This is a genomic window from Cellvibrio sp. PSBB006, assembly GCF_002162135.1.
In the GTDB taxonomy this organism is placed as follows: Bacteria; Pseudomonadota; Gammaproteobacteria; order Pseudomonadales; family Cellvibrionaceae; genus Cellvibrio.
This window is the reverse complement of sequence record NZ_CP021382.1, coordinates 4,111,090-4,135,615: the sequence shown is the minus strand read 5'-3', so window position 1 is coordinate 4,135,615 and position 24,526 is coordinate 4,111,090. Positions and strand designations below refer to the sequence as shown.

Annotated in this window: 21 protein-coding genes; 13 read left to right on the top strand and 8 right to left on the bottom strand. The window is 51.9% G+C overall.

All coding sequences use genetic code 11. From position 1 onward, the window contains the following. Positions 1-13: 13 nt before the first annotated feature. Entirely contained in the window at positions 14-754 is a 741-nt protein-coding gene (locus CBR65_RS17140; protein ID WP_087467987.1) for a thioredoxin family protein, read from the top strand. Positions 755-802: 48 nt separating this feature from the next. Here the strand turns inward: CBR65_RS17140 and CBR65_RS17135 are convergent, their stop codons facing one another. The 3 genes from CBR65_RS17135 to CBR65_RS17125 form a co-directional block, all read right to left on the bottom strand. Beyond that, positions 803-1,762, bottom strand: a complete 960-nt coding sequence (locus CBR65_RS17135; RefSeq protein ID WP_087467986.1) for a sugar phosphate isomerase/epimerase — start codon at positions 1,760-1,762, stop codon at positions 803-805. 158 nt (positions 1,763-1,920) lie between these two features. Continuing rightward, complete coding sequence (locus tag CBR65_RS17130; RefSeq protein WP_087467985.1) at positions 1,921-2,481, bottom strand: HNH endonuclease; 561 nt, start codon at positions 2,479-2,481, stop codon at positions 1,921-1,923. Positions 2,482-2,732: 251 nt separating this feature from the next. Next, on the bottom strand, positions 2,733-3,866 hold the full coding sequence (locus CBR65_RS17125; protein ID WP_087467984.1) for an acyltransferase: 1,134 nt from the start codon (positions 3,864-3,866) through the stop codon (positions 2,733-2,735). Positions 3,867-4,463: 597 nt separating this feature from the next. Between CBR65_RS17125 and CBR65_RS17120 the strand changes: the two genes are divergently transcribed. The 4 genes from CBR65_RS17120 (at position 4,464) to CBR65_RS17105 (ending at position 8,027) form a co-directional block, all read left to right on the top strand. Then, positions 4,464-4,709, top strand: coding sequence for an exodeoxyribonuclease VII small subunit (locus CBR65_RS17120; RefSeq protein ID WP_087469134.1), 246 nt, complete (start codon positions 4,464-4,466; stop codon positions 4,707-4,709). Then, positions 4,706-5,608, top strand: a complete 903-nt coding sequence (gene ispA / locus CBR65_RS17115) for a (2E,6E)-farnesyl diphosphate synthase (protein ID WP_087467983.1) — start codon at positions 4,706-4,708, stop codon at positions 5,606-5,608. The genes CBR65_RS17120 and ispA overlap by 4 nt, the downstream gene beginning before the upstream one ends. Positions 5,609-5,732: 124 nt before the next feature. Next, positions 5,733-7,640, top strand: a complete 1,908-nt coding sequence (gene dxs / locus CBR65_RS17110) for a 1-deoxy-D-xylulose-5-phosphate synthase (RefSeq protein ID WP_087467982.1) — start codon at positions 5,733-5,735, stop codon at positions 7,638-7,640. A 39-nt stretch (positions 7,641-7,679) separates the two neighbouring features. Then, a complete protein-coding gene (locus CBR65_RS17105; protein ID WP_087467981.1) occupies positions 7,680-8,027 on the top strand; it encodes a Dabb family protein in 348 nt (115 codons plus the stop codon). Between the two features lie 5 nt (positions 8,028-8,032). Here the strand turns inward: CBR65_RS17105 and CBR65_RS17100 are convergent, their stop codons facing one another. Next, a complete protein-coding gene (locus tag CBR65_RS17100; RefSeq protein ID WP_087467980.1) occupies positions 8,033-8,923 on the bottom strand; it encodes a LysR family transcriptional regulator in 891 nt (296 codons plus the stop codon). 153 nt (positions 8,924-9,076) lie between these two features. Here CBR65_RS17100 and CBR65_RS17095 point away from each other — a divergent pair, with 153 nt between their 5' ends. The 8 genes from CBR65_RS17095 (at position 9,077) to yjfF (ending at position 18,757) form a co-directional block, all read left to right on the top strand. Then, a complete protein-coding gene (locus CBR65_RS17095; protein ID WP_087467979.1) occupies positions 9,077-10,186 on the top strand; it encodes an S-(hydroxymethyl)glutathione dehydrogenase/class III alcohol dehydrogenase in 1,110 nt (369 codons plus the stop codon). A gap of 128 nt (positions 10,187-10,314) precedes the next feature. Further along, positions 10,315-11,166 (top strand): S-formylglutathione hydrolase, encoded by an 852-nt coding sequence (gene fghA / locus CBR65_RS17090; protein ID WP_198300775.1) that lies wholly within the window; start codon positions 10,315-10,317, stop codon positions 11,164-11,166. A 260-nt stretch (positions 11,167-11,426) separates the two neighbouring features. Then, positions 11,427-13,169 carry an IlvD/Edd family dehydratase gene (locus CBR65_RS17085; RefSeq protein WP_087467977.1) on the top strand — a complete coding sequence of 581 codons (1,743 nt, stop codon included), beginning with the start codon at positions 11,427-11,429 and terminating at the stop codon, positions 13,167-13,169. 52 nt (positions 13,170-13,221) lie between these two features. Further along, positions 13,222-13,992, top strand: a complete 771-nt coding sequence (locus CBR65_RS17080) for an SDR family NAD(P)-dependent oxidoreductase (protein WP_087467976.1) — start codon at positions 13,222-13,224, stop codon at positions 13,990-13,992. 226 nt (positions 13,993-14,218) lie between these two features. Then, positions 14,219-15,166, top strand: a complete 948-nt coding sequence (locus CBR65_RS17075; protein ID WP_087467975.1) for an ABC transporter substrate-binding protein — start codon at positions 14,219-14,221, stop codon at positions 15,164-15,166. Between the two features lie 104 nt (positions 15,167-15,270). Continuing rightward, positions 15,271-16,773 carry a sugar ABC transporter ATP-binding protein gene (locus tag CBR65_RS17070; RefSeq protein WP_087467974.1) on the top strand — a complete coding sequence of 501 codons (1,503 nt, stop codon included), beginning with the start codon at positions 15,271-15,273 and terminating at the stop codon, positions 16,771-16,773. A 30-nt stretch (positions 16,774-16,803) separates the two neighbouring features. Next, positions 16,804-17,814, top strand: a complete 1,011-nt coding sequence (locus CBR65_RS17065; protein ID WP_087467973.1) for an ABC transporter permease — start codon at positions 16,804-16,806, stop codon at positions 17,812-17,814. Continuing rightward, entirely contained in the window at positions 17,807-18,757 is a 951-nt protein-coding gene (gene yjfF, locus CBR65_RS17060; protein WP_087467972.1) for a galactofuranose ABC transporter, permease protein YjfF, read from the top strand. Before CBR65_RS17065 ends, yjfF begins: the two co-directional genes overlap by 8 nt. Positions 18,758-18,817: 60 nt before the next feature. On the opposite strand, the gene CBR65_RS17055 is transcribed toward yjfF, so the two are convergent. From CBR65_RS17055 to CBR65_RS17040, 4 genes are all read right to left on the bottom strand, one after another. Then, complete coding sequence (locus CBR65_RS17055; protein ID WP_232461235.1) at positions 18,818-20,359, bottom strand: DUF5924 family protein; 1,542 nt, start codon at positions 20,357-20,359, stop codon at positions 18,818-18,820. Positions 20,360-20,490: 131 nt separating this feature from the next. After that, positions 20,491-21,711 (bottom strand): sugar MFS transporter, encoded by a 1,221-nt coding sequence (locus CBR65_RS17050; RefSeq protein WP_087467970.1) that lies wholly within the window; start codon positions 21,709-21,711, stop codon positions 20,491-20,493. A gap of 119 nt (positions 21,712-21,830) precedes the next feature. Further along, entirely contained in the window at positions 21,831-22,973 is a 1,143-nt protein-coding gene (locus CBR65_RS17045) for a Gfo/Idh/MocA family protein (RefSeq protein WP_087467969.1), read from the bottom strand. Positions 22,974-23,037: 64 nt separating this feature from the next. Continuing rightward, a complete protein-coding gene (locus CBR65_RS17040; protein WP_087467968.1) occupies positions 23,038-24,096 on the bottom strand; it encodes a sugar phosphate isomerase/epimerase in 1,059 nt (352 codons plus the stop codon). Positions 24,097-24,526: the final 430 nt, after the last annotated feature.

Below are 24,526 nucleotides of genomic sequence, written 5' to 3'. Positions count from 1 at the left end.
CAGGAGAATGATCATGACCGACAACATCAAACATCCGCAAGTGGTATCCCGTGAAGCATGGTTAGTCGCGCGTAAAGCGCATCTGCAAAAGGAAAAAGAATTTACACATTTTCGCGATCAGTTGAGCGCCGAGCGACGGGCCTTGCCTTGGGTAAAGGTTGACAAGGAATACATATTCGAGAGCTCACAAGGCAAGGAAACCCTGAGCGATTTGTTCAACGGGCGCAGCCAATTAATTGTGTACCATTTTATGTTTGCCCCCGGCTGGGAGCAGGGGTGTGATGGCTGCTCGTTTTTAGCTGACCATTTTGACGGGCCCAACTTGCATCTCCCCCATCACGATGTCACCTTGCTCGCGGTATCACGTGCGCCCTGGCAGGAATTTCAGGCATTTAAGCAACGCATGGGCTGGCAATTCAAATGGGTTTCCTCTTTCGGCAGTGACTTTAACTACGATTACCATGTCAGCCCCAGTGAAGCCGACATAACCGCGGGTAAGATGTATTACAACTATGAAGAGCAAGAGGGCGAACCCGGTGAGGGGCCTGGTGTCAGCGTGTTTTATAAAGATAATGAAGGCAATATTTTTCACACCTATTCCGCTTACGCGCGCGGCGGTGACATTCTGATTAATACGTATAATTTTCTGGATCTCACGCCAAAGGGCCGCAATGAGGATGAGATTATGGACTGGATGCGGCTTCACGATGAATATGAAGATGCTCAACCGACTAAGGATGCCTGTTGTCATTGAGTTGGCAAAACAGGCGCCTGTTAACTAAACAGACGCCTGGGTTTGCGATCAAGCCATCTCGGCACGAATCGTATCAAGTAATTTTTTAGTTGCGCGAATACCGGCCTCTTCACTTAATTTATTGCCTTCGTATTCGATGCCAACGTATCCCTGATAATTAGCCGCCTTCACCAGCTTTAACATGGCCCGAAAGTCGATACTGCTTTCATTGCCTTGCTCATCAAAGTCAAAACTTTTGGCACTCACAGCGCCGGCATAAGGCATCAATTCCGCCACGCCTTTGTAGATATCATATTGTTCAACGCAAGGGGATTCCCACATATCACCATCGCGACGACGAACACAAAAATTACCGAAGTCCGGCATGGTACCGCACCGCGAGTGATCAACGGCGCGCATCACATCGGTCAGTAATTTTGCATCGGAAGAAAAACCACCATGGTTTTCTACCAGAATATTGATATTGAAATCGTCCGAGAACTCACACAAGGCGCGCAGTGTTTCGGTGGAGTGCTTTTTCCATTCAGCTTCTGTTCCCTCACCATGCAAGTTGATACGTATGGCAGTGCAGTCAAGATATCTTGCCGCTTCAATCCATTTCTTATGCCCCTCAATAGCGGCAGCACGAATTTGTTTATCGGCAGATGCCATCTCTGGCTCACCGTCAATCATAATCAGGGAGTTCACCACACCATTATCTTCGGCGCGTTGTTTGAGTTGTCGCAAAAACGTTTGGTCTTTGGCTTTGTCCATAAAAAATTGGTTGACGTATTCCACCGCGCCTATGTCATAGGTTTTGCGCGCAACAACCGGAAAATCCAGCGCCTTGATCTCGCCGGCAAATAACGCCTTGTGCAAGGACCACTGCGCCAGGGAAATCTCAAAATCAAAGGCCGGTGCAGCAACCGCGTCCAGGGTAGCGATACCCAGAGATGCACTACCAATAAGCCCCGCTGATGCAACAAGAAAGTGTCGGCGGGAGAGGGAAAAGTCTGACGAAGAGGACATAGGCAGTGACCTTGTGATTGTTATTGACACAAGGATTCTACTGGGGGGATGGACGACAGGACAATGACTTTACGTTAGCTTACAGAAGGGGGTAAAAAACCGGTGATGCGCATTTGCCATCACACAAAGCAACCCGTAAACATCGAGCGAAACCGGGACTACTGCCAGTTGCGCCGCGTACTGAATTGCGGACGCAAGAACTCCATCTGGTCGCCGCGAATCCGCTCGCTGTTGATCAGCGCCAGATACTCCGCCGTATTGGGGCAAAAAGGCAAAGCCAGCAATTCCATATTCACTTCGGTCAATAACCGATTGCCTTTATGCTGATTACAGCGTTTGCATGCGGCTACCACATTATTCCACTTGTCTTTGCCACCACGACTCAAGGGGTGCACATGGTCACGGGACAGCTGTCCATAGGTAAAGGAACGCCCGCAGTACAGACATTGATAATGATCGCGCGCAAACAAGGCTGCATTGGTCAACGGGGGAATTAAACGCATACGCGCAAGACGATTGCCGCCACAGGCAATAATGGCTGGCAAATCCATGTAGGTCTGCAAACCTGTCAGCCGGGAATGCCCGCCGTGAACACGGCGAACAAAACCACCCAGGCTCCAGGCCACCAGGTCGCGCGCATAAAGACACACAGCTTCTTGCCAATGCAGCCACTCGATCGGTTGACCCGCCGTATTGAGCCGCAATATTCGTGCTTCCATCGACACCTCCATCGTAGAGAACCGGACAAAACCAGAAACTACCACTCGAACATCGATACGCTACTACTGCTTTTACTACGTTTTTATGACAAACGCTATCGCCCTTGAGCGGTTTTATGATCTTTTAGCTATACATTGATGAGATTGTCACATTTGACTTGATAAAAGAATACTGGAGAAAGCAGAAAAAAGCTCTCTCCAGTTAACTGGCGGGATAAAAATTTTTGCGCGAAAAAGTTACCACCCTTTATTCATTTGGAGGGTGGCAAAACAGCTTCGTCGCCGACGGGAGTCCGAACCGGCAATTCATCCGTTTTACGACTGACCAGCCCTTTGACCTTATCGCGAAAATATTTTTCCACGTAGAGGTAGGTAAAACGTGAAATCAGAACGGTTAATAGAATCAAGGCAATATTAATCAACACGGCCCAGACCCCAAGATTTTTGGGGGCGGCCTTAAACACGATTTCATACAGGTTGGAAAAGAACGAGAGAATGATGTCATGAGTCATGTAGATGGAATAGGACCACAATCCGATACTGCGCAACGGCGCCGTGTCCAATAGCCGCCCGACAAGACCATGAATAGGGCTGGCAAATACCATCAGCAACAAACAGAAAGATGCCAATGTCATCGCAAGATAACCGTCGCCGCGATGCGCAAGACACACCGCAGCCACCGTCAATGCAACGGCGACGATTTCCAGTGCATGAATATTGAAACGCGCCAACCCCTGCGCAATCTCATCCTTCCAACGATACAAGAGCACGCCGCAATAAAATGCTGACATACAGCGAATAAAGCCGTAATCATAGGTTCCATCCATCTGTCCCGCCGGGTTAACACTGAAGAGGAAGGCGTAACCGGGAATAATAATCAGCAAGGGAAAGATTCTGCTGCCGCTGCGATCAAGGGTTAACAACAAAATGAAGAACGCAATGTAGGTAAAAAACTCTACACTGATACTCCAACTGGGATGATTCCACGACAAATAATCGTGCACCCCCATGGCGTGCACCAAAAACAGATTACTGACAAAGCTGTAGGCGTTGTTATGTTCGAACTGATCTACGCCGCCATAACCCGCACTGATAAAGTACTGCTTGCCCAAAATATAAGGCACCCATACCAGGAGCATAAACAAGTGTAAGGGGTAAATTCGGCCGAGCCGCAGGCTGATGTATTCACGAAATGCCAAACCCTGGCGGATTTTATCGGCATAGGCGAGCGTCAAAACAAACCCGGATAAAATAAAAAAGAAATCCACAAACAGATAACTGTTTTTAACAAAATCGAGGCTTTTGGTTCCAACAATAAAATGAGAATGGAAAAGTAAGACAAGACACGCCGCAACACCGCGCAACGATTCCAGCTTGCTGTACATAGCAACCCCCTTTGCATTGTGAAGACTTCAGCTTTAGCAGCTAAACTGCCGCAGCCTAATCCGGAGATGGAGAAAGAACAATGACAAACGGGCGGAATAAAGTGGAAAAAGCTTTCTATTTATCACAAAAAACATAATTGCTGTCGCGCAAATAATTTCATGCGCACTTATTCAACACAAAACAGACAGCAGCGCAAACCGATAATAGAGGTGAAGGGATGGATTGGCAAACCGGTGATAAAAATAAACCCCCGCTGCGGGGGGCAGCGAGGGTTTGTGTCTTACAGGATGGGAGCCCTACCTTAGGCTGATATATGGCGCAACTCCTGTTGATCCTTGCCACACAGGTCCGTGTGTATGCGTCCGTAACAGGTGCCATTATTGTTGAACGGCACGTCAGGCGCCAGTGGGCATTGGCGGAGAGTTTTGTAGGATATGTCTCACACGGCAGCGGATTTTCGCCAGCCAGGAGACGGCACCAGAAACTCCTGCCATGTTGTCCTGACCGGGTTTATAATCGCGCCCTTTGCAGGCGACGCCATATCCCCTAATAAATCGATGCGACGCAACCACAAAGCCCCACCCTTGGAGCAGACTATGGCAGTAAAAAAGAAAGGCGCAGACTTTGAGCAGTCCCTTAATGCGCTGGAAACCCTGGTTAACAAGATGGAACAGGGCGACATGACACTGGAAGAGTCCCTCAAAGCGTTCGAAACCGGCATCCAATTAACACGGGATTGCCAGGCACGGCTGGCGGCCGCCGAGCAACAGGTACAGAAATTGGTGGAAAATCAGGGCGTTATCAACCTCGAGCCATTTGACGCCCAAGGCGACGACGAATGAGTGACGATTTCAGTCAGTTTGTAGCCAATTGCCGCCATCGTGTCGACAGCGCCTTGCAGAATCTGCTCCCTGTCACCATGGGTGCCGGCGAACGCTTGCGGGACGCCATGCGTTACAGCCTGTTCAATGGCGGCAAGCGCGTGCGCCCCATCCTGGTCTATGCCAGCGGACTGGCGGTCGGCGGCGCGTTAAACCCGGCACAACAGGCTTCTCTCGATACCATCGCCTGCGCGCTCGAATGTATTCATGCCTACAGCCTCGTTCATGACGACCTACCCGCCATGGATGACGATGATTTGCGGCGCGGCAAGCCCACCTGCCATATTGCCTTTGATGAAGCTACAGCCATCCTCGCCGGTGATGCGCTGCAAACCCTGGCGTTTGAGTTACTCAGTGAAGCACCCCACCTGGACGATGCCTGCAAGATTACCTTGCTGCAACAGCTGACCCGCGCCTCCGGGGTACGTGGCATGGTGTTGGGTCAATCCATTGATTTGGCTGCGGTCAACCATCAATTGGATTTAACGCAACTGGAAACCATGCACCGCCATAAGACCGGTGCATTAATTAGCGCAAGCGTTGCCATGGGTGCTATTGCCTGTGGCGCAGATGAACCACGATTACACGCGCTTGGCACCTATGCCGCCGCTATTGGGCTGGCGTTTCAGGTGCAGGACGACATCCTGGACGTTATTACCGATACCGCGACTCTCGGCAAGCAGCAAGGCGCAGATATAGCACGCAACAAGCCTACCTACGTGTCTTTATTAGGGTTGGATAACGCACGCGCCAAAGCACGGGAATTGCACCAGCAGGCTCTGGCGGCGCTGACGGAATTTGATCAACGGGCTCAGCCGTTACGGGCTCTTTCGGCGTATATCATCGAACGCAGTCACTAAACCGCTGCCTTAATCTGGGAATACGCATGTAATCGGGCGCTAGGCAATGAGCCGCAGCCCGCCTACAATGTCGCCCTTTGACCGGCGTAATATAAGATCAATTTTGACCAACCGATGGCAGTCAATGTTTAACGAGATACCCACCAGCCGACCGTCCACCCCGCTTCTGGATAGCATTGACTCTCCAGCGGAGCTGCGTGCGCTCAACGAAAAACAACTGCCCGAACTGGCTGAAGAACTGCGCGCGTTCCTGCTTTATACGGTAGGCCAGACCGGCGGTCATTTTGGTGCCGGCCTCGGTGTGGTGGAACTCACCATAGCACTGCATTACGTTTACCAGACTCCCGATGATCGCCTGGTATGGGATGTGGGCCACCAGACTTACCCGCACAAAATTCTCACCAACCGCCGCGAACGGATGCACAGCATGCGTCAGGGCGGCGGTTTATCGGGCTTTCCCAAGCGCGATGAAAGCGATTACGACACCTTTGGTGTCGGCCACTCCAGCACCTCCATCAGTGCCGCATTGGGCATGGCCATCGGCAGTCAGATGGCCGAAAGCGAGCGCAAATGTGTTGCCGTGATCGGCGATGGTGCCATGACCGCTGGTATGGCTTTTGAGGCGCTGAACCATACGGCGCACATCAACAGCGACATGTTAGTCATCCTCAATGACAACAATATGTCGATCTCGCCCAATGTGGGCGGATTGGCCACCTATCTATCCAAGATCTGGGGCAGCAAGTTTTACAACTCCCTGCGCGAAGGCAGTAAGCAAGTACTCACTAAAATCCCGCAGGCCTGGGAATTTGCCCGTCGCACCGAAGAACACTTCAAGGGCTTTGTCTCTCCCGGCACCCTGTTTGAAGAGATGGGCTTTAACTATATCGGCCCCATCGATGGCCATGACCTCATCAGTCTGGTGCGCTACCTGCGCAACCTGCGCGAAGTTAAAGGCCCCAAGCTGCTACATGTGATAACCCAGAAGGGCAAGGGCTTTGGCCCTGCCGAGGAAGATCCGGTGGGGTATCACGCGCTCAACAAGATCGAACCCAAAAAAACAGTTATCAAAAACGCCAACATCGCCGTAAAGCCCAAATACCAACAAGTCTTTGGTGACTGGTTATGTGATATGGCCGCACAGGATGAACGCCTGGTCGGTATTACCCCCGCCATGTGCGAAGGCTCAGGCATGGTGGAGTTTGCGCAGAATTTCCCCGAGCGGTTTTACGATGTTGCCATTGCCGAACAACATGCGGTAACCCTGGCCGCCGGTATCGCTTGCGAGGGCCAGAAGCCGGTGGTGGCGATTTACTCCACTTTTTTACAGCGGGCATACGATCAGTTAATCCACGACGTAGCCTTGCAAAACCTCGATGTGACCTTTGCCATCGATCGCGCTGGCATGGTCGGCGAAGACGGTGCAACCCACGCCGGTGCCTTTGATATCAGCTTCCTGCGCTGTATTCCCAATACGGTAATCGCCGCACCGAGCGATGAAAATGAATGCCGCCAGCTGCTCTATACGGCCTACCAACATCCCGGCCCCGCCGCTGTGCGCTATCCGCGCGGCACCGGCACCGGCGCAGCTATTAACGCCACCATGACGGCTTTACCCCTCGGCAAAGGTCTGATCAAACGCGAAGGCAAACAGGTGGCGATTCTCAGCTTTGGCACCTCGCTGGCAAGCGCCTTACAGGCAGCCGAAAAGCTCAATGCCAGTGTTTGTGATATGCGCTTTGTAAAACCGCTGGATACTGAATTGATTGAGCGTATGGCCGCCGAACACAGCCTGCTAGTAACGCTCGAAGAAAATGTCATCGCCGGCGGCGCAGGTGCAGCAGTCAGTGAGCATCTGGCCAGCGCCGGCGTGGTTATGCCGGTCCTGCACCTGGGGTTCAGTGACCGCTTTGTTGAGCAGGACAGCCAAAAACAACAACTGGTTGATCAGGGGCTGGATGCCGCCGGCATTGAGCAGGCGATCATGGCCCGCCAGGCATTGCTGGCAGGAAAAAAGATCGTTGCGAGCTAATTGATTCCTTCAGGAGCGAACTATGAGCAGGAATGAACTATGAGCGGCCACATTGCCAAGCTATCCCACCAGGTGTTCTTCTGGCTGAAAAACCCCGACTCTGCCGAAGACCTGGAACAACTACTCGCCGGTATCCGCAGTTTGTCCGCCATTGAAACGGTGCGCGGCATGCATGTGGGCGTGCCCGCTGCTACCGAGCAGCGCCCGGTGATCGACAACAGCTATAGCGCCTCCGAATTACTGTTCTTCGATAGCATTGAAGATCAGAACACCTACCAAAACCATCCGCTGCACGAGCAGTTTATCGCCGAGTACTCCCACCTGTGGAGCAAGGTGATGGTGTTTGATTCCATCAGCCGCGCCACTGAAAATGAGTTTGGCCTCTAAGCCGGTTACTGCTCCCACGGGATACCGGCTGCAAATTTTTCCACCAGAAAATCAATAAACAGGCGCACCTTGGCGGCGAGATAACGTTGTTGCGGATACAAAACCCAGACACCCGTATCGATGAATTGATACTCATCCAGGACAGGTATCAGTTGCCCGCTGGCCAGATACTCGGTGACGTAATAGTCCGGCAGTTGCGCCAGACCAATACCACGCAAGGCGGCATCCACCAGAGCGGGACCGGAATTGGCATGCCAGTTACCGGTAACCACCAGATCCTTACGAGCGCCCTTATCCAGAAACAACCAATGATCGCGCGAGCCAATCAGGCAGTTATGCTGCTCCAGCTCTGCCAACTTGCGCGGTTGGGGATGGTGAGCAAAATAATCCGGCGATCCCACCACAAATTCCCGTCGATCACATAAACGGCGCGCCACCAGGGTGGATTCTTTTAATACCCCCATACGGATCGCGATATCGTAGCCTTCCTCAATCAGCTCCAACTGTCGATTCGTCAGGTGCATACTGATTTTTAACTGCGGATACAGGGTATGAAATTCATTGACCAAGGGCGCGATATAACGCTCGCCAAAGGTGGTGGCGGCAGTAATCTTTAATAAACCGGTCGGATTGGTTTGATGGTGGTCCAATGCCAGTTCGGCATCTTTAAAGCCTTCGAACAGCTGGCGACAACTTTCGTAGTAAAGTGCCCCACTGTCGGTCAGGCGGATCTGGCGGGTGGTGCGATAGAGCAATTGGGTACCCAATTGTTGTTCCAACTGGCTGACCAGCCGGCTGATATGCGAACTTGATACTTGCAATTGCCGGGCTGCTGCCGAAAAATTCCCCAAACGTACCACTTCAACAAAAGCTTCAATTCTCTCCCAACGCTGCATTATTGTCCCTCTGCAATAATTATCTGTATTAGTCGATGTTTATGATGTGTGCGGGGATAGTCTACACTGATCGACTCAGCCAATGAATCCGTTAAAACAAACCTTAACCCTTTACACTCCAAGCTGCTTCTACCAATTCCCGGAGGAATGCCCATGAAATCCCGAGCTGCTGTCGCCTTTGCTGCAGGAAAACCGCTGGAACTTGCCGAGATTGATGTTCAAGGCCCCAAGCAGGGAGAAGTGCTGGTAAGAATTGTGGCTACCAGCGTCTGCCATACCGATGCCTATACGCTCTCCGGCGCTGATCCTGAGGGTTTGTTCCCGGCGGTGCTGGGCCATGAAGGCGCCGGTATCGTAGAAGAGGTCGGTCCGGGCGTCACCAGCCTCAAACCGGGTGATCACGTCATTCCGCTGTACACCGCCGAATGCGGCAAGTGCAAATTCTGCCTCTCCGGCAAAACCAATTTGTGTGGCGCCGTGCGCGCGACCCAGGGCAAGGGTTTGATGCCGGATTCCACCTCCCGTTTTTCGCTCGATGGCAAACCGCTGTTTCACTACATGGGTACCTCAACGTTCTCTGAATACACCGTCCTGCCGGAAGTGTCTCTTGCCAGGATCTCGCCTGAAGCGCCTTTGGACAAAATTTGTTTGCTGGGCTGCGGCGTGACCACCGGCATCGGTGCGGTGATCAATACCGCCAAGGTACAACCCGGCTCCACCGTCGCAGTGTTCGGCCTGGGCGCCATCGGCCTGGCGGTGATTCAGGGTGCGAAGATGGTGAATGCCGCGCGCATCATTGCTATCGATATCAATCCCGATAAATTCGAACTTGCCAAACAATTTGGGGCAACAGATGTTGTGAATCCCAAGGACTACGCTGATCCAATCCAGCAAGTCATCGTCGGTATGACCGATGGTGGGGTGGATTATTCCTTTGAATGCATTGGCAATGTGAACGTCATGCGTTCAGCGCTGGAGTGCTGTCACAAAGGTTGGGGTGAGTCCATCATCATCGGCGTGGCCGGTGCCGGCCAGGAAATCTCCACCCGTCCCTTTCAGTTAGTGACCGGGCGAGTATGGAAAGGCTCAGCCTTTGGTGGGGTGAAGGGCCGCAGCCAATTGCCCGGCTACGTGGAACAATACATGCGCGGCGAGATCAAGATTGATGAGTTCATCACTCACGATATGCCGTTCGAGAAGATCAATGAAGCATTTGATTTGCTTCATGAAGGCAAGAGCATTCGTACAGTCTTGCATTATTAATTGAAAGCATCCGATCCCGTAGGTCGGATTAGCGCGGCGTAATCCGACAAAGCTGTTCGAATGAGATCGCGTCGGATTACGCCTGCGGCTAATCCGACCTACGACTATTACCCTACAACGGAATGATCATGTCAGATACATCCCTCACCTTAGTCTCCTCCACCAAAAGCTTCGGCGGTTGGCTTAAACGTTACAAGCACACCTCAAGCGTTCTGAACTGCGAGATGATCTTCGCCATCTATCTGCCACCCCAAGCGGAACACAGCACTGTGCCGCTGTTGTGGTGGCTCTCCGGGCTCACGTGTACCGACGAAAATTTTATGCAGAAAGCCGGGGCGCAGCGTATGGCGGCCGAGCTTGGTCTGGCGATTATCTGCCCCGACACCAGCCCGCGCGGCGTTAACTTGCCGGGGGAGGATGACAGCTACGACTTCGGCTCTGGTGCCGGTTTCTATGTCAATGCCACTGAGACGCCCTGGAGCCGGCACTATCGGATGTATGACTATATTGTCGATGAATTGCCCGCATTGGCTGGCAATCATTTCCCGCTGAATGGCCGGGAGGCGATCAGTGGCCACTCCATGGGCGGCCATGGTGCACTGGTGATGGCGCTACGCAATCCAAAACGTTATGCCTCGGTGTCAGCCTTCGCGCCCATCGCGAATCCCAGCCATTGCCCCTGGGGGCAAAAGGCTTTCAAAGGCTATCTCGGCGACAATCCCGACTTGTGGGCGCAGTACGATACCTGTGAGTTGATCGCCAGTGGCGCCTCCAAACAACCCTTGTTTATTGATCAGGGCGAGAATGACAACTTCCTCAAAGATCAATTAAAGCCCGCATCGCTTGAGCAGGCCTGCCGGGACAACAACCACCCGCTTACCCTGCGGTACCAGCCGGGCTACGACCACAGCTACTTTTTTATCGCCACCTTTATCGATGAGCACCTGCGTTATCACGCAGAGCATCTCCAGAACCCGTGATGGGGCTCGGCAAGGATGCCGCTTTTAAAACTCCCCGCCCTTTCTCTCTCAGCTCTCCCTTTACCTCTCTTTACCCCATTTTGGTCAGGCCAAACCGCGACTACACCTTGCCCGCGCCACCGCTTTCGGGTAACCTTTTGCACAATAGATTATATTATATTACTAATTAAACCCGATGTTTTTGACTCAGCCTTAGCCTTGATAGCAGTAACGCAGCATGCAGCTGCGCTGATCCTTATCAGGCTCTTGAGTGGTAATTGATGTCTGACAATAACAAGATCAAAAAACCCCTTCGCTCGGCGCAATGGTTCGGCCAGAGAGATAAGAATGGTTTTATGTACCGCAGTTGGATGCGCAATCAGGGCATTCCCGAGCATCATTTCCAGGGCAGGCCCATCATCGGTATCTGTAATACCTGGTCGGAGCTGACTCCCTGCAATGCCCATTTCCGTGAACTGGCCGACCGTGTGCGGCGCGGTGTGCTGGAGGCAGGCGGCGTACCGGTAGAGTTCCCGGTGTTCTCCAATGGTGAATCCAACCTGCGCCCGACTGCCATGTTGACCCGCAACCTGGCCTCCATGGATGTTGAGGAATCGATTCGCGGCAATCCCATTGATGGTGTCGTGCTACTGGTGGGCTGCGATAAAACCACTCCCGCGCTACTGATGGGCGCAGCCAGCTGTGATCTGCCAACCATTGTCGTCACCGGCGGCCCCATGCTCAACGGCAAGCACAAAGGGATGGATGTAGGTTCCGGCACCCACGTCTGGCGCATGAGCGAAGATTACAAAGCCGGGCTAATTTCGTTACAGGAATTTATGGATGCGGAGGCGGATATGTCGCGCTCCGCCGGCACCTGCAACACCATGGGTACCGCCTCCACCATGGCCTGTATGGTGGAAGCCATGGGCGCCTCCCTGCCACACAATGCCGCGATTCCGGCGGTCGATGCGCGACGCAATGCCCTGGCTTTCGCTTCCGGTATGCGCATTGTGGAGATGGTTGCCGAAGACCTCAAACTATCGCAACTGCTGACCCGCGAAGCTTTTATCAATGCCATTCGGGTCAATGCAGCTATTGGCGGCTCGACTAATGCGGTGATCCATTTGAAAGCCATTGCCCAGCGGGTCGGCGTTGAGTTGACGCTCGATGACTGGCAAACCTACGGTCAGGACGTGCCGACCCTGGTGAACCTGCAACCATCCGGCCAGTATCTGATGGAAGAGTTTTACTATGCCGGAGGCCTGCCCGCTGTGCTGCGCCGGCTGGGCGAAGCGGATTTGTTACATAAACCCGCCCTGACCGCCAACGGTAAAAGCTTATGGGACAACAATCGCGACGCACCGTGTTACAACGACGACGTGATTCGACCGTTGAACAACCCTTTATGCGAGAGCGGGGGTATCTGCATCTTGCGCGGCAATCTCGCCCCGCGCGGCGCAGTACTTAAACCCTCTGCCGCAACCCCGGCATTGATGAATCATCGCGGATGCGCCGTGGTATTTGAAAACTTTGAGCATTATAAAGAGCGCATTATGGACCCGGATCTGGAGGTGGATGCCACCTCTGTCCTGGTGATGAAGAACTGCGGGCCCAAGGGCTATCCCGGCATGGCGGAAGTCGGCAACATGGGCTTGCCGCCGAAGCTGCTGAAACAAGGTGTAACGGATATGGTGCGCATCTCTGATGCTCGCATGAGCGGCACCGCATTTGGTACCGTGGTGTTACATGTGGCACCGGAGGCGATGGAGCTCGGTCCGCTGGCTGCCGTGCAGGATGGCGATATGATTCATCTTGACGCGCACAACGGATTGCTTGAGATAGACATCAGCAACGAAGAATTACAGGCACGCATCGCGCAGCTGCGTGTCACGCGTAAACCGGTACAACCCGGCGGTTATCTACAGTTGTATATTGACCATGTGATGCAGGCCGATGAGGGCTGCGACTTTGATTTTCTGGTGGGCTGTCGGGGTGCTGAAGTGCCCGCACATTCCCACTGACATAATCAAACCCATTAACAACAGCATGCACATAACAACATAAGAGCCGTCGATGAATCTCAGTAACCAGTACCCGAGTTTACGCGGGAAGATCGTATTGATTACCGGCGGCGCTTCCGGCATTGGCGCCAATTTGGTAGAGGCGTTTTGTCGCCAACACGCACGCGTAGCGTTTATCGATATCCGCAACGAGGATGCAGAAAAACTGGTGGCGTCGCTCAGTGATATTCCCGACTGCATAGCGCCGGTGTACTACCACTGCAATTTGCTGAATATTCCGCGCGTGCAGGAAACCATTGCCAGGGTGCGCAAAGAATTAGGGTTGGTGAGCGTGCTGATCAACAACGCCGCCAACGACACGCGTCACGATTTTCGTAAAGTGACTGTGGCCTATTGGGATGAACGCCTGGCAGTCAATTTGCGACATCATTTTTTTGCGGCGCAGGCAGTTTACTGGCACATGAAAGAATTGGGCGGAGGCTCGATTATTAATCTCGGTTCCATGAGTTGGTACGCTACCCAGGGCGGTATGCCCGGCTACACCAGCTCAAAAGCCGCGATCGAAGGTTTAACCCGCGGCTTGGCGCGGGACATGGGCAGCGACAATATTCGCGTAAATACCCTGGTGCCCGGCTGGGTGATGACCGAGCGACAATTGGCGATGTTGATGAACGAAAAAAGCGCGCAGACGATCCTCGACAACCAATGCATGAAAAAAAATGTCATGCCGGAAGATATCAGCGCGATGGCTTTGTTCCTTGCGTCGGATGACAGTCGAGTGTGCACCGCGCAACACTTTATCGTCGACGGCGGCTGGATTTAATATGACTCCAAATCGTAAACCGTAGGTCGGATTAGCGCAGCGTAATCCGACAAAAACATTAAGAAAGAAAATACGTTTTAAACAAGTACCACATAAAAATTACGGGGTGATTATTTATATATTGCACCCGGACAGTGTCGGATTACGCTGCGCTAATCCGACCTACAAAAGCAATTAAAGTAACACGTGAACATCCAATAATTTTATTCGTCACGAGGAAGTCACAATGAAACGATTTTTACGCTCGCTCTACACCACCGCGCTCGCATCCAGCTTCTTGATCGCCAGCACTGCCTCTGCACTAACGGTCGGGTTCTCCCAGGTCGGCTCGGAAAGTGGATGGCGCACCAGCTTTTCTGAATCCGTGAAAGCCGAAGCTGAGAAGCGCAACATCACACTGAAATTTTCCGATGCACAACAAAAACAGGAAAACCAGATTAAAGCCGTGCGCAGTTTTATTGCGCAGGGTGTAGATGCCATCATCATCGCGCCGGTGGTAGAAACCGGTTGGCAACCAATCCTGATGGAAGCCAAACGCGCGCGCATTCCTGTGGTGATTGTTGACCGCAATGTGGCCGTCAATAACGATTCACTCTACCTCACCCGCATTGCGCCCGACTTCGAGCTGGAAGGTGAAAAAGCCGCAAACTGGTTGATGGAAAAAACCGAGGGCAAATGCAATATTCTTGAACTGCAAGGCACTGTCGGTTCCAGCGCGGCTATCGGACGGATGAAAGGGTTTAATAAAGTATTGGCGCAAAACCCGGATGCCAAAATTGTGCGCAGCCAGACTGCTGAATTCACTCGCGCCAAAGGCAAGGAAGTGATGGAAAGTTTGCTGAAAGCCGAAGGCGGTGGCAAAAATATTTGCGCGCTGTGGTCACACAACGATGAAATGGCGCTAGGCGCGATTCAAGCGATTAAAGAAGCGGGCCTGCAACCGGGCAAAGACATCCTCGTGGTATCCGTGGATGCTGTGGACGACGCACTCAAAGCCATTGTTGATGGCACCATCAATGTATCGGTCGAACTCAGCCCTCACCTGGGTGGTCCGGCCTTTGATGTCATTGAACAACATCGCAACGGTAAAAAAGATTTTGAAAAGTGGATTCGCATGGGCGGTAAAGTCTTCACTGCCGAAAACGCCGCCGATGAATTAGCTAAACGCCAATAACCTAGGTCGGATTAGGCGTGCAACGCCGTAATCCGACATCATGCACATTTAACTTCTTCGTCGGATTACGCTGCGCTAATCCGACCTACTGCGACGATTGATTTATGTCTAACGCTATTGCTGTTCTCCAGTTACGGGGAATCCATAAAAAATTTCCCGGTGTTCACGCCCTGAAAGGCGTGGATTTTACGTTGCGCGCTGGTGAAATCCATGCCTTGCTCGGCGAAAACGGCGCAGGAAAATCCACGCTGATTAAAGTGATGACCGGTGTGTATACCCGCGACGGGGGTGACATCCTGCTGGACGGAAACGCTATTTTTCCCGGTAACACCGGCGACGCTCAGGCGCTGGGTATCAGCACCGTCTATCAGGAAGTTAACCTGCTGCCCAACCTCAGCGTTGCACACAACATTTACCTCGGCCGTGAGCCGAAACGCTGGGGTTTGATCGACTGGAAAACCATCAATCAAAAATCCCACGCATTGTTGAAAGATTACGACCTGGACATTGACGTTACACAACCGCTGTCCAGTTACTCGATTGCCGTGCAGCAATTGATTGCCATCGCGCGCGGTGTCGATATGTCAGCCAAGGTGTTGATTCTTGATGAGCCCACGGCCAGCCTGGATGCAGACGAGGTGCAATCCCTGTTTCGCATCATGCGCAGCTTGAAAGAGCGCGGCATTGGCATCGTGTTTGTTACACATTTTCTCGATCAGGTTTACGCGGTATGTGATCGCATCACGATCTTGCGCAACGCGGAACTCGTTGGCGAATTTGATGCTGCCACCCTGACACGCCCCGAACTGGTGGGGCATATGTTAGGCAAAGAATTGGCGGCACTGGAAGATCGTTTGCACCAAACAATTGGCGAACAACAGGCGCCGCCAGCATTAACGCTAACACAAGTCGGCAAGTCCGGTTCGCTGGAACCTATTGACTTGCAAGTCGCGCAAGGCGAAGTGGTCGGATTGGCGGGTTTGCTTGGTTCGGGTCGTACAGAATTATGCCGGTTGATTTTCGGTGTAGATAAAAAACAAACCGGCACGGTAATTTTTCACGGCAAGGAAATTAATCTGTCGTCCACCAAAGACGCGATTGATCTGGGTATGGGTTTGTGTCCGGAAGATCGCAAGCACGATGGCATCCTCGGACCACTGTCGATCCGTGAAAATATTATCCTGGCGCAACAGATCAAACAGGGCTGGTGGCGATTTATTCCGCGCAATCAACAAAATGCCATCGCGGAAAAGTATGTAAAAGACATCAATATCGCTACCTCGGATATCGAAAAACCCATCGAGCAATTAAGCGGTGGCAATCAACAAAAAGTCATCCTCGCACGCTGGCTTGCGTCAAACCCCAGCCTGTTGATTCTTGATGAACCTACACGGGGTATCGACATTGGTGCCCACGCCGAGATCATCAAATTAATCCGGCAATTGTGCGAGCAAGGGTTGTCATTGATCGTCGCCTCTTCGGAGCTGGAAGAACTGGTAGCCTTCAGCGATAAAGTGGTTGTGCTGCGCGATCACAAAAAAGTGGCCGAGTTAACCGGCCAGGACATTCAACCCAATACCATCATGCGCGCGATTGCATCCGCATAACTTTCAGCCGAGACGTAAACGAGCCCGACTATGAATGCTTTCTTATCCAACCCGCAACTGCGCCGCTATATTTGGCCACTTGCCGGACTGTTACTCCTGCTGTTAATCAACCTGATTATCTCACCGGAATTTTTTAACCTGACATTTAAAGATGGCCGCTTCTACGGCAGCCTGATTGATGTTTTAAATCGCGCAGCACCGATAGCCTTGCTGGCCATTGGCATGACCCTGGTTATTGCCACCGGCGGTGTAGATCTTTCCGTCGGCTCAGTGATGGCCATTGCCGGCGCCGTCAGCGCTTATTTAATCGTGTCCGGTGTCGACAGCCTGACCGTAATCATTGCCGGCGGTCTTGCGGCCGGTTTGGTGGGCGGCATGATCAACGGTTTGTTGGTGGGCTATTTAAATATCCAGCCTATTGTTGCCACGTTAATCTTGATGGTCGCCGGGCGTGGCGTAGCGCAATTGATTAATGAAGGGCAGATCGTCACTTTTCAGCACGATGCGTTCAGTTTTCTCGGCACCGGTTATTTTCTGGGGCTGCCCTTTCCCGTGGTGCTGGTGATCATTACCTTTGTGCTGGTGCAATTATTGATGCGCCGCACAGCACTCGGTTTGTATGTCGAAGCCGTCGGCGCCAATGCCTCGGCAAGCCGTTATCTCGGCATCAACGCCAAGGCTATTAAATTAAGTGTGTACTGTCTGGCCGGTCTGTGCGCTGCCCTGGCAGGCATGATTGCCGCCGCTGACATTAAAGGCTCTGATGCGAATAACGCCGGCTTATGGCTGGAACTTGATGCGATTCTGGCCGTGGTTATTGGTGGTGCTTCATTGATGGGTGGACGCTTCTCATTATTTTTATCCATCATCGGCGCACTGATTATTCAAACGCTCACCGTCACCATCATCATGAGCGGTATCCCACCCAAATTTAATTTATTGATCAAGGCTTCGGCCATTATCCTGGTGTTGCTGATGCAATCTCCGCGTTTCCAGCAACAGCTGTCCAGCATCATGGTGTGGAGAAAGCGTCATGGTTAATCGTAAGTTTATTCCACTCATCGTTACCTGCTGCCTGTTTTTTTTATTGTTTGGCATAGGCTCGGTACAATTTGAATCCTTCGGTACACCGCGCGTTTTTTTCAATTTATTAACCGACAATGCGTTTTTGATTATCGCTGCTGTCGGCATGACCTTTGTGATTTTATCGGGCGGCATTGATTTATCCGTGGGCGCTGTTATTGCATTGACAGGCGTGATCAGCGGTGTATTGATTTCACAATACAACTGGCATCCGCTGGTGGTGTTTCCGGTGGTATTGCTGCTCGGTACCAGCTTCGGCGCCGCCATGGGCGCATTGATTTATGTGTATAAGCTGCAACCGTTTATTGTCACCTTGGCCGGCATGTTCCTCGCGCGCGGATTGGCCAGCGTCATCAGTGAAGAATCTATCCCTATCACGCATGAATTTTATGACGCTGTTTCCATGTTCGGCTTTGAATTGCCGGGCGGTGCCTGGATCGGCAGCTCCACGATAATCTGTTTATTGGTGTTGATCATTGCCATTGTGGTTGCGCATTACACACGCTTTGGTGGCCGGGTGTACGCATTGGGTGGCGACAACAATTCTGCTGCGCTGATGGGTGTTCCCCTCGCGCGTACTACTATTGCCATCTACGCCACCAGCTCATTTCTCGCCACACTTTCCGGTATCGTCTACTCGTTCTACACCTTTTCCGGTTACTCACTCGCCGCCGTCGGGGTAGAGCTTGATGCAATTGCCGCCGTCGTTATCGGCGGGACATTGCTCACGGGTGGTTATGGTTATGTTATCGGAACGTTGATCGGCGTGTTGATCATGGGCGTCGTGCAAACCTATATTTCGTTTGACGGCACGTTAAGCAGCTGGTGGACCAAGATCGTGATCGGTGTACTGTTATTCTGTTTTATTGCCATGCAGCGGGTGTTGAGTAGAGGTCGCTAATTTTCCTTCTGCTTTGGGTGGTCTTGAGATAATCAAGGTCACCCACATCAAGCGGCTCATTTATTCTGCTGGTTCTGAGGAATGCTCGGAACTCTCCGATGTTATAGACTCTTCTTCCACTACATCCTGTTCTATTTTTTCCTGATCCGGCTCTTGCTCAACAATCTCTTCAACCCTCTCGTTGGATGAATCTACTTGCTCATCCTTCTCCTCATCACGGGGCTTATCAATCGAATCGTCGGTTGTTTGATCCGGCGACGGTGAAGACGGAGGTTGTTCGGATGCATCTCCATCGGTCGATATCTGTTCAGGTTCTTCTTCAACAGGTTCATCCGCAGGTAATTCTTCCGGCGAGAATTCAGACTCCTGGGCTGGTTGTGCAGATTCATTCTCGCCAGAAATATCTTCCTCAGAAACACCAGTTTCTTCTTGATCGCCATCGGTTTCTGATTGTTTATCTTCACCACCCAATTGCTCAAGCGGAATCAAATCTTCCGGCAGCACCGCGCGAATCTTTTCCACCGGATTCATATCATCGTCTTCAACAATGACTTCGTCCGTCGACTCAACTACCTGAAATCGCAGGATGCCAATTACCTGATTCGCTTCGGTCACTACATGAATTTGCCAGCGGCCGCTGGGATAAGGGGGAAAGTTTAATTTGTGGGTCCAGGCGCGGTATCCCGCCTCGCGCCCGCCACTGATATCGAGCGCAATTTTATCCACGATGCGACCGTTGCGCCGCCAAACGTGATAGATGCGCTCGTTTAATCCGCGTGGTGCACGAATCGCCGTATAGGCATAAAGTCCCGAGCGCAACTGGTCTACGCTAATCACTTTTAATGAATTTTCCGGTGAGCGATTGCGATCATCAATGCGATCTGTCACGGCAACTTCAGTTAAACGCAAGGTGGCGGGTGGAATCCAGGCGCGCACAGATACACCGATAATGGCCACAATCACAATGCCGGTTATTGTTAGCAGGCTGCGCTTCCACCAATTGAACGGCAAGGCGCGCACGATTCCCGGCAAGGAAAGGAGTATGGCGATACCCAGGGACAGCAAATAGCTTTTTGGGGTGGGTAGTTGGAAGATAATCGGTAACGCGGTGAGCAAGACAGCGAACAGCGTTACACCGTGAAAGATAAAATATAACCAGCGTCTGGCGGCCAGCCAGCGATAATAAATAGGATCAACAATTGAGATAAACGCGGCGATGATCAGCAGCGAGGTAAACACCATCTGCCCGCCGTTCCACACTGTGGTGATAAAGAAAAAGGGGACAACGAAAAACAAACTTTCCTGATGCACTAGCTGCGTGGCAAAACTCAATAAGGGCGGCGGCAGTTTAAAACCAAACCAGGATGACACACTGCGCTGTAATAAATTTTCCAGCGCCAGCCAGCCCCAACTGAGCAGCATCAATGCCGAGACTATCTGGGCAAATTTTTCCTGTTCCCGTTCGACTAACAGAAAACTGGCCACACCGGAAACAAAACCGAAGATCGCCACAGCCCAGGGAAAACGGGTAACCAGCGCAATGCACTGCAACACCACCATCTTGGTGACGTTCATCGAGCTTGCTACCAAGGGTCGCATCATCGGGTCTACTCAATCTCTCGTCAGGTGTAAGTCGGATCAACCATTAAAAAAGGCGATAACATACCGGATGTTATCGCCTTTATCAGTTGTATGACGCACTTATTTATGCGCCGTTAAAAATTAACGCTGACTTATTCCGTTGCGTGAACCTGGCGCTCAAGCTTGTGCCGCATAAAGAACAGCAGACCAAATGCAAGGATCAGAAATGCCGGGAACAAAGCCAGGTTTTGCAAGGTGGCCTGCCCGGCCGCCACTTCGACCGCCTCGGCGGTTACGCCACTGGCAATAGCCTCTGCTTTTGCTTCATCGAGCCAGCCGCCAATAACCGGATTCCAGATAGACATGGAAAACATACCCGCCCCGCCAATCAACGACATACCCAAAGCACCGGTTTTAGGTTGGTATTCACTGATAAAGCCGATCATGGTTGGCCAGAAGTAAGTAACCCCCAAGGCAAACACGACCGCGGAGATATAGACCATCGCGCCCGACGCCGTGCTCAGTAAAAAGATACCTATCGTGGTAATAATCGCCGACATCAGTAACACACCCACCGCATTAAAGGCTTCAACAATGGGCCCCGCAAAATAACGCCCCAGAGCCATTACACCGGTAACCAAAGCCAGGAACAACATCGGATGCGCACCGGATGCGCCGAAGATTAATTCTGCCCATTGGGTTGTGCCAAATTCCGAGGCAGCGGTAAGCGTCATACAGAAGAACATAAAGATAAATAACGGCGAGAAAAGCGCACGGATATTTGTTGCGGTGGAAGTCTCGGAGTTCGCTGTCGCCGGGAACGGATGGCCGAAGATCATAAAGCCGTAGATGATAGTAGGAATAATCATCACCGCAATTTGCAATTGCCAACCCAACCCCATCTTGGTCATCGCTGCGGACACCAGGGCACCGATCACAATACCGCCGGGGAACCACACGTGGAATTTATTCAGCATGGCCGTTTTGCGCGTGTGGTACATGTCCGCAATCAACGGATTACACGCTGCTTCTACTGAACCATTAGCAAAACCGATGAAGAAACTGGATAACAATAATGTCCAGAATCCGGTGGCGGTCATGGTTAACACCAGGCCAAGCAAGTGGCAAATAAATGCCAGGTACAATAATTTTTTTGCGCCCAGGTAGTTATAAATCAAACCACCAAACATCATCGCCACTGGAAAACCGAAGAATGCCATGCCGTTGATCCAACCGAGTTGCTGGTTGGTCAGATTAAAGCTGAGGCTGAGGTCGTTGAGGATACCCGCGCGAATGGCGAAGGTCATGGCAGTAACAATCAGCGCGATACAACTCGCATTGAAAATTCGTGAGGGATTAACGGTATTAACCATAGCGTTTACCTAATTATTGTTGTGACGATGTTATGTGTTGGTGATTCATGACTCTTGGCTTACGACATCAAGCGGGGTGCGCGCGCTTTGCATCACCCCGCTCGTTATAAGCACACGGGTTACAGTGCTGTCCAGGTACCGTTTGCGCCGGATGAATGTAGCACGGCCTGAATAAAACGCATACCTTCAACACCGGTTTCGATACCAGGCACCCAGGCTTGCATCTCATGGGTTTTGCCTTGCTGACGCGCCAGGAGGATATCGGCAAAGTCCTGATACAAGTTGGCAAAACCTTCGAGGTAACCTTCCGGATGGCCACCCGGTGTACGCATACCGCGCGCCGCTATGTCACTGCCGATATCACCGCGACGGGTAACGCGCTGGCGCGGCTTGTTTAATTCACAGAACCATAATTCGTTGGGATTTTCCTGCGCCCATTCGATGCCGGCTTTTTCGCCGTAGACGCGAATGCGCAAACCGTTTTCACAACCCGGAGCAACCTGGCTGCTCCACAACATGCCTTTGGCACCTTCGGCGAAACGCAACAGTACATGTACGTTGTCATCCACCGGGCGGCCGTCCACAAAACTGGCCAGATCGGCACACACGGTTTCCACTTTTTGTTGCGTAATAAAACGGGCGAGTTGAAATGCATGGGTGCCGATATCCCCCAGACAACCGGCCAAGCCAGAGCGCGCCGGATCAGTACGCCAGGACGCTTGTTTATTGTCATCGTCGGCCGCTTCAGTGAGCCACTCTTGCGGATACTCCACCTGCACCACACGCAACTTGCCCAACTTGCCCTGGGCAACCAATTCGCGTGCATAACGTACCAGTGGATAACCGCTGTAGTTGTGCGTCAAACCGAAAAAGCAACCCGAGGACTGCACGAGTTTTTCCAGCTCCAGCGCTTCTTCAAGGGTGCGCGTCACCGGCTTGTCACAGATCACATCCATACCCGCTTCAAGACAGGCTTTCGCCACGGGAAAGTGCATGTGGTTCGGCGTAACGATGACGACGACCTGCGCACCATCCGGGCGATTTTTTTCCGCGCGAATCATGTCTTCATAAGAGGTATAAGCACGATCGGCAGCAATGTGTAAATCCGTTGCGGAAGCCTGTGCGATATCCGGTTTGGATGAAAGTGCGCCGGCGACTAATTCAAAGCGGTCGTCTATCCGCGCCGCAATACGATGCACTGCACCGATAAAAGCACCGCGACCACCGCCAACCATTGCGTATCGAATTTTTGGAGTTGTCATTGTGAATCTTCTTTTGTGTGTTGTGGAAAATGCCTGCATGTTCTCCATGCAGGACGCACGCGAATTAAATTTTTAAACCGAGAATACGACGGTTGGCCACTTCATCGGTACCGCCTTTGGCAAAATCATCAAAAGCTTTTTCAGTGACACGGATAATATGTTCCTGAATAAATTTCGCACCTTCTTTCGCGCCATCTTCCGGATGCTTCAGGCAGCATTCCCATTCCAGTACCGCCCAGCCTTCATAATTGTAAGACGCGAATTTGGAGAAGATTTGTTTGAAGTCGACCTGGCCATCACCCAATGAACGAAAACGTCCGGCACGGTCTACCCAATTTTCATAACCACCGTATACGCCTTGCTGTGCGGTGGGATTAAATTCCGCATCTTTCACATGGAACATCTTGATGCGGTCGTGGTAGCGGTCGATAAACGCGAGGTAATCCAGTTGTTGTAAAACGAAATGGCTGGGATCGAAAAGAATGTTGCAGCGCGGGTGATCTTCAACAGCGGCGAGGAAACGTTCGAAGGTTGCACCATCGTGCAAGTCTTCACCGGGATGGATTTCATAACAGACATCCACACCGGCTTCATCAAACGCATCCAGAATCGGTAACCAGCGCGCCGCCAGCTCACGGAAACCGGTATCCACCAAACCGGCAGGACGTTGCGGCCAGGGATACAAATAAGGCCACAATAATGCGCCGGAGAAGGTCGCGTGCGCATTGAGTCCGAGATTTTTACTGGCTTGCGCCGCCAGCATCAATTGGTTCACCGCCCACTTCTGGCGCTCAACAGGATTGCCGCGCACCGACTCCGGCGCGAAGCCATCGAACATTTCGTCATAAGCCGGATGCACGGCTACTAACTGGCCTTGTAAATGCGTGGATAATTCAGTGACTACCAGGTCATATTTGGCCAGGATAGATTTAAATTCATTGCAGTATTCCATGCTGGTCGCCGCGCGCTCCAGATCGAATACGCGACCATCCCACGTGGGAATCTGCACGCCTTTGAAGCCCAAACTGCTGGCCCAGGCGGCGATGGTATCGAGGGAGTTAAAGGGCGCTTCATCACTACAGAATTGCGCGAGAAATATTGCGGGACCTTTGAGGGTTTTCATGGCCGTTCTCCAAAGCGATTTCAGATGAATTTATTGTAATGAGGATATTGTCAGGCAAATTATAGTCCGCAAGACTTTATTCCATGTCGTATAGCGGTGCGACAGATCAAACAGTAATTTACACAACTTAACGCTGCTCGGACAGCGATGATTTCTACCTGTTCAAACGGCGCATAATTTTTCATTTTCGCCATGAAACAGGATGCGCATTTTGTTACATCCGTTTTGTTTTTCCTGTGCGAGTCTCCAGTGTCGGTATTTTACTGGTAAAAAACTGCAAGGCGAGTAAGGTTTTGTGAACGTGAGATTCAATGCAGGAAATGTGACCCGAGCGTGGCGCAACGGAATCGTTACGCGGCTCGTGATGTATAAGCTGAGTGATGTGTGTCGGATTACGCAGCGCTAATCCGATCTACATGCGACTCAGGTT